Annotated in this window: 4 protein-coding genes; all 4 read left to right on the forward strand. The window is 50.4% G+C overall.

Annotation, left to right across the window (positions count from 1 at the left end; genetic code table 11):
* Positions 1–1,887 (forward strand): TraG family conjugative transposon ATPase (locus NC99_RS07120; protein ID WP_053181520.1); only part of this gene is annotated, 1,887 nt, incomplete at its 5' end.
* Positions 1,888–1,909: 22 nt separating this feature from the next.
* Positions 1,910–2,572 carry a hypothetical protein gene (locus NC99_RS07125; RefSeq protein ID WP_157624603.1) on the forward strand — a complete coding sequence of 221 codons (663 nt, stop codon included), beginning with the start codon at positions 1,910–1,912 and terminating at the stop codon, positions 2,570–2,572.
* A gap of 48 nt (positions 2,573–2,620) precedes the next feature.
* The gene (locus tag NC99_RS07130) at positions 2,621–3,346 is read left to right on the forward strand and encodes a hypothetical protein (protein WP_053181526.1); all 726 of its coding nucleotides are present in this window, start codon (positions 2,621–2,623) and stop codon (positions 3,344–3,346) included.
* A gap of 97 nt (positions 3,347–3,443) precedes the next feature.
* On the forward strand, positions 3,444–4,360 hold a 917-nt coding region (locus NC99_RS07135), incomplete at its 3' end, for a hypothetical protein (protein ID WP_053181529.1).

Here is a 4,360-nt window from a genome sequence, read left to right on the forward strand (position 1 = left end):
ACACCCGGACTGATTGAGCGTTACCTGACCCTAAATTTCAGGGAAGGGCAGCCGGTGTTGGGCGGCATCGATTTTCGGGACCGCCTCCGGGTGATGGACCAGTTTGTGGAAATCCTCAGTTTAAGTGATTTTTCCCATCTGCCGGGAGAACTGCGTCCGGCGGGAAACCATCCGCGAACTCAGCTGCCTGTTTCCTTTGTACACCCGGTGAGTTGGAAGCTGCCGTTTTCGCACCTGACCAACCAGTTTATCTATGTACCCGACCAGCAGCAGACCAAGGCCATGCTGGAAGACAGCTACAAGAAGATCTACAGCCTGTCGCGCTTCTCCTCGGAAAACAAGGTGAATTCCGGGCTGATTGAGCAGTTCCTGGATACCGTGCAAACCACGGGAGAGAAGCTGGTGAAAACTCATTTCAATGTGCTGCTTTTTGACGACTCCCTGCAACGGCTCAAGCAACACAAAAGCGAAACTGCTTCGGCTTTTTCGCTGATGAATTGTTTTCCCTACCAGCATTCATTTGATTTGCCACTATTGTTTTTTGCCTGCGTACCCTTTTCAACCCAACTGCCGGAAACGGAAGCCTTCATCACCCAGGTGCCTCAGGCTTGCTGTCTGACCAATTTTGAAGGAGCGATTCGAAGCTCGGATTCGGATTTTACCCTCTACCTGTCCAACCGCGAGGAAGGCTGCCCGGTTAAGATTGATCTTTCGGATGAACCGATGGACAGGCACCTGATCCACAACCGCAACAAGCTGGTGATCGGTGGATCCGGCTCCGGAAAATCGTTTTTCACCAACCATTTGCTACGCCAATATGCCGAAAGTGAAAACTGTCATGTGGTTCTGCTGGATGTGGGTCGCAGCTATGAACTGCTGACCCGCTACCTGGATGAGCGGCTGAAGGAGCGTGGTGGGGCGATGATGGTGGAATTCACCTCCGAGAACCCGATCTCCTTTAACCCCTTTGTACTGACCGGCTCTCTCGACGTGGAACGCAGGCAAACCATCCTGTCGGTGATCTACACGATTTACAAAGAGAACCTGACGGAGATGGAAAAGGATGTCATTGCCCGTTCGCTGTCCGAGTTTTTCAAAACCAAAGGCCCCGAACGTTCTTTTGATGGCTATTACGAGTTTTGCCTGGAATTTATTCCCGGGCTGGTCAGGGCGCAGCAACTGGACTTTAACAGCGCCGAGTTCTTTTTTATCCTCTCGAAATATTACCGGGGAGGGGAATATGACTACCTGCTGAACAAGCCCATGCAGACCGATGAGTTTTTCCGGTGCCCGTTTCTGGTTTTTGAATTGGACTCAATCAAGGATCACCCGGTAATTTTCCCCGTGGCCACGCTGATTATCATGGATATTTTCCTTCAGAAGATGCGCCAGCTGAAGGGCGTGCGCAAGGTCATTTGCATTGAGGAAGCCTGGAAAGCCATTGCCACGCCGCAGATGGCCGGTTACATCAAGTATTTTTTTAAAACCATCCGCAAGTTTTTTGGTGAGGCCATGGTAGTTACCCAGGAAGTGGATGATGTGATCTCCTCGCCGGTGATCCGGGATGCCATTATCGACAATGCCGACACGCGAATTCTGCTGGACATGGGAAAATTCAAAAACAAGTTCGGGCAAATCAGCCAGACCCTCGGACTGTCGGAGTTCCAAAAGGAGCAGATCCTGTCGATCAATAAAAACCTGCCGGCGGACCGAAAACTCAAAGAAGTTTTTATCGGCCTGGGCAGTTATTCGCGGGTTTTTGCACTGGAAGTCAGCCGGGCGGAATACTTCTGTTACACCTCGGAGCAAGCCGAAAAGGAGACGGTCCTGAAAACGCTTTCCGGGGGCTCCCGGGCATCTTTTTTAGAAACCTTAATATCCATTTGACATGAACTTCAAAAACAACACCATGATAGGAAAGAACAAAACAACAATCTTGTTACTGGCGGTGACACTGGCCCTTCTGGGAATTTCCCCTAAAACCGCCATCGGCCAGGCCCCGGTCACGGATGTGGGTGCCGGAATTCAGCGCGAGGCCCTTTGGACGCAAGAGAAGGGGATCCTGTCCAAAATCAACTGGTACAATATTTTGATTGAAGCCCTGAATGGCGATATCAAAGGCTTGACGGGTGAACTGCTGGGGATTGATCAGAAACTGCTGGAAAGTGTGGAGCAGGTTTCCGGGCTGATCAAAGACTATAAGCGCGTCAAGCACACCCGGGACATGCTGGAAAAGATCATGGAAATCTACACCGAAAAGCTGCCCAGGCTGGTTCAGGATGAGAACTTCACAGACCAGCAGGCGGTGGTGATTGTGCAGTCCTTTGATTTGATCCTGGACGACAGCCGCCAGCTGGCCACCGGTATTCTGAATACGATATTGAAGGACCGGCAATTCCTGATGGATGACAAGCAGCGCTACGATACCATCAACGGAATTTACGAGGATGTCCGCCGGCACTACGGCACCATCTGCTACCTCTACAATAAGCTGTTGTATGCCTCCTATCTGAAAAGTTTTGAAAGCGACAAGCTGGAAAGCTTTGCCCTGTATTACAGCCTTTATCAATAGCGAATTTTTGCGTTTCTAAATTCTAAACATCGTTAAAAGCAAATCATTATGAAACTTATTTTGCCCTTACTTGGATTGACCATGAGCGTCGTGGTTGCCACTGCCGTATTCCCTAAACAGGCCAACGCCCAGCGTCTGAATGTCAAACCCTGGCATGGCTATTACCCGGAGATGAACGACAGCTACCCGCTGAGTTTTGTGGCCTTCAAGGGTTGGCTGATTCCAAAGCCGCACGTTTTTGTCCGTACGTGGCCTACCCATTACTATGTGGAGCTGGGGGCTTTGCCGGTGTCTGATTCTGAAGCTTACGCCGGAGAAACTAAAACCGGTTTACTGCGCATTGTCGCCAGGCTGTTGGAACAATCAAAAATGAAAAGCCGGAGTGAAGAAACTACCCGGATCAAGAGCAATAAGGAACTGGAACAGGCCATTGAGCAGCGACTGTTCCAAGCCCGCTCTGATGAGCTTCCGGATATCTATGGGCTGGCCAACCGGTTTATCCGGCTGTACGATAAAATCCGGCAACTGGAGCAGGTGGAACAGACCACACCCATTAAAAAGATCCTTCAACAGGAGGCCGATGATTTGCTGCTTCGCTTTCTGATGGTCAACCTGCTGCAAACGGATCACGGGGAGAAGGTGGAGGCTTTTGCAGCGATCAGCAAAGCGCTCAATGAGCTGAGCGGAGAGACGGACTACACCATTCAGAAAATCCAGTATTACCGCATCTATGCCCATAACGCTAACCAATCCTATGGCTTTCTAAAAGAATAAAGCGGATTGACGATTGATCTATTTACAATTTACAATTTCATTTTGCCTTTGTCTCTCCCCTTTGGGGAGGTTAGGAGGGGCTTTAATCTTAATTTTTATGCTTTTACAAATTATCACTACTGACGGTTTTTTCAGTTTCACCGATTTGCTGGTCGATGCCGGGATTGACCAGGCCGGCCTGCTGGTGGATATGGCCCGGGCTATTGGCGGGATTGCCGCCTTCTTCTATATTGCCAAGCGCATCTATGAACAACTGATTGCTGACAATCCCGTCTACCTGCTTCCGTTGCTGCGCCCTTTTGCCCTGGTGCTGGTGATCAGCTTCTGGGGCCCCTTTGTCAACCTGCTGATGGTTCCCACCAAGGGACTGACCCGACTGTCGGAAGCCATTTATGCCGACAAGAAACACCTGGTAGCCGAGAAGCTGGAGGAGAAGCAGGATGCCATCCTGGCGGTGGACATGCCACTTTTCTATGAAAATGAGGAGAAAGAGGCCGCGCTCTGGGACAAGGGAATCAACCTGTTGTTGACCACCTACAATATTGTCAGCGGTCGTGCCCTTCAGCACCAGATCAATTTTTACATGATGAATGCCACCCGGCAGCTGCTGGAATCCTTGTTTGAGGTGCTGGTTTACCTGATTGCCTTTCTCCGAACCGTGTTTTGTGTGCTGCTGGTGGTCTTTGGTCCGCTGGTCTTTGCGCTGTCCATTTTTGACGGCTTTCAGGATAACTACCTGCAGTGGATCGCCCGTTTTATCAATGTGAACCTGTATCTGCCCATCGCCCTGATCATTTTATCGCTGGTACAGGAAGTACTGATCTTTGTGCTGGACCAGGAAATTGCCCTGATCCATTCGATGCTATTTTACCAGCCCTCGCTGTTTTTTGTCTCCAACCTGGTCGTTCCCGTCTGTGGAATCGTGGGTATGGCGCTGGTACCTAAAATTGCTTCGTGGATTGTGCAGGCCAGTGGAACCAACTCTGGTGGCGGTAGGTTGATTCGCACCGCTGC

The sequence above is a fragment of the Sunxiuqinia dokdonensis genome (assembly GCF_001270965.1).
Lineage (GTDB): Bacteria > Bacteroidota > Bacteroidia > Bacteroidales > Prolixibacteraceae > Sunxiuqinia > Sunxiuqinia dokdonensis.